Origin of the sequence: Streptomyces sp. NPDC060209, assembly GCF_042728155.1 — a bacterium.
In the GTDB taxonomy this organism is placed as follows: Bacteria; Actinomycetota; Actinomycetes; order Streptomycetales; family Streptomycetaceae; genus Streptomyces.
On the sequence record NZ_JBHWZS010000549.1, the window covers coordinates 1 to 2141 of the forward strand.

The window sequence follows — 2141 nt, forward strand, 5'->3', positions numbered from 1 at the left end:
CCACAACTGGGCTGGGAAGGAGTAGCCGATCCAGTAGGGACCATTCCCGCGGGCGCGGGGAGCACGCCGGGTACGACCCCCCATGGGCCAGGCCCAGGGGCCATCCCCGCACGCGCGGGGAACAGGCGGACTCCTCGACCTGCCAGGCAGACCAGTGGGGGTCATCCCCGCGTGTGCGGGGAGCAGAGGTTCAGCACCAGGCGCTGGACGAGCGTGTCGGGACCATCCCCGCGTGTGCGGGGAGCAGGGGCGGAAACCGGCGGACACCGACGAGGACGGGGGACCATCCCCGCGTGTGCGGGGAGCAGACTGCGTGACCTGCGACGCTACCGCGCCACACAGCGGTTCTGACACACTTTCACCAAAACCGGTAAACCGGCGAATAGCCATCCATAACCCGCCTGTGGCGGCCACCGGCCGACGCCACCCTGAAGCCGGCGCAGCGCGGCCCGGTTTTCTTCGCGACCACGCCCAGCAGCGCTGTGGGGTGGTCAGCGCTTGACGCGGTTGCGGACCGCGAGGCCCAGCAGGATGGGTTCGGTCAGTCGGGAGGTCATTTCGATGTAGGTGCCGGTGGTGGTCAGGTCCTGCCCGGAGGAGCGGAAGACGAGGCTCAGCCGGAGGCTGCGGGTGCCGCTTCGGTGCGCAAGGGCATCCTGCTCAACGACGACGCAGAAGAGCGGCGCCGATGGTGGAGGCGGAGGTGGACCGGGCGGTGAAGGTGGACGTTCTGTACATCGAGTGCACCTTCCGCAAGCACGTCGCGTCGCCGCTCAAGTTCGACCGCCTTGCGAAGGAGGAGCCCGGCATGGGTTCTGCTTCTGTGCCTGTCATCAAGGTCGTCGGTCGTCACCTTCGCCGGGCTGATCGAGCACATCAAGAACGTCTTCTACAAGAAGGGGTTGCTCTTCCTCAAGGACAACGACTTCTGTCGTTCGGCCCACGAAACCGTGTCGGCGACCCCGTCGACCTCTAGGGCGACATCGAAGTCAAGGTCGACGCCAATGCCGACGGGTCGGGAACTCGGCGCAGGCCGAGATCTATGCCGTCACCCCCTCGGTAAGTACAAGAGGACCAAGATCGACAACATCAAGAACGTCTTCTACAACTTCCGCTGCTCCGCCAACCGGAACGTCGAGAAGCGCAAGGTGGCCGAGCTGGACATGGACAGCCGGGCTACGGGGGTGAACCTGATGTACGTCGACGGCAAGACCCCGACCTCCCCCTGCTCAAGCTCGTGCGGCGAAAGAGGCAACAGGGAGGCAACACTCCTCGGCTTCCCCTTCGCTTGCGCATCGGTGTTCTATGGCTTCGGAGCTGGAACACCTCGCGGCCGGCGGCCGGAGCAGCATCGTTGCGTCGTCCTCCTCGCGGTGATCAGCTGAATGTCGGTGGCAAGTTCGGCGAAGGGAGCGCCCTCTATCTTGCGGATGGATGCCGTGACTCTGGTACGTCGAGTACGCCAACAACGTCGTCATAGACACGTTCAGCGCCGTGCTCCTGCTGTGCAGGGCCTCAGTGCTGCGACAACGCAATCCCGCAGGTCATCCGCTGGGCTGAGGGCACGTCCTCAACTCCACGTCGGTTCCGCCGGCGCAAGGACACCCATGTGCGGAACTAGCAGGAAAGCAGCTTCCGCAAGGCCCTGACCTGCATGGACGGTGTCAGTGCCGTGCTGTATGGAGCCCAAGCGGTCAACTGGCCCCAAATTGTTGGGGCGTCTTGTTTGTCGGTACCCACCCGTAAGGTTTTGACAGGCCCCGGCAACGACCGAGGGAGACGCCGTACGGCGGCCGGCAAGCAGGCCGTACGACGATCTCCCTCGTGTCCGCCGATGGGTCCGTCCGATCCCGCTGTAGAGAGAAGAGGCCCCATGGCAGTCCCTGATGCGCCCGTTTCCGGCACTCGTTCTGACGGTACCCGAGAGGACTGTCACTCGAAGTGGATGGGCTGGTCGATCCTGTTAGTCGGCGTGCTGTCCATGGCCGGCGTCGTCGTCCTGGCCCTGACCGACCGCCCGGAGGCCGCAGTGGCCCTCGGCTCCACTGCGGCGGCGGTCTGCACCGCCACCGGGGGCGGCCTGGCCATGCACCGGCGATAGGGCAGACGTGGCGGAGGGCGGCACCCACACCGGGTGCCGC

3 protein-coding genes and 1 CRISPR repeat array are annotated in these 2141 nt (G+C 65.9%); all 3 genes read left to right on the top strand.

Features of this window, described 5'->3' with window-relative positions; translation table 11 throughout:
• The first annotated feature begins 41 nt into the window (after nt 1-41).
• Nucleotides 42-309: direct repeats of the CRISPR family, unit length 24 nt; unit sequence CATCCCCGCGTGTGCGGGGAGCAG.
• A 379-nt stretch (nt 310-688) separates the two neighbouring features.
• The 3 genes from ACFWFI_RS42455 (at nt 689) to ACFWFI_RS42465 (ending at nt 2101) form a co-directional block, all read left to right on the top strand.
• Nucleotides 689-976, top strand: a complete 288-nt coding sequence (locus ACFWFI_RS42455) for a hypothetical protein (protein WP_387401271.1) — start codon at nt 689-691, stop codon at nt 974-976.
• Nucleotides 977-1004: 28 nt separating this feature from the next.
• Nucleotides 1005-1385, top strand: coding sequence for a hypothetical protein (locus ACFWFI_RS42460; RefSeq protein ID WP_387401273.1), 381 nt, complete (start codon nt 1005-1007; stop codon nt 1383-1385).
• Nucleotides 1386-1945: 560 nt separating this feature from the next.
• Nucleotides 1946-2101, top strand: a complete 156-nt coding sequence (locus ACFWFI_RS42465; protein WP_387401275.1) for a hypothetical protein — start codon at nt 1946-1948, stop codon at nt 2099-2101.
• The last annotated feature ends 40 nt before the right edge of the window (nt 2102-2141 follow it).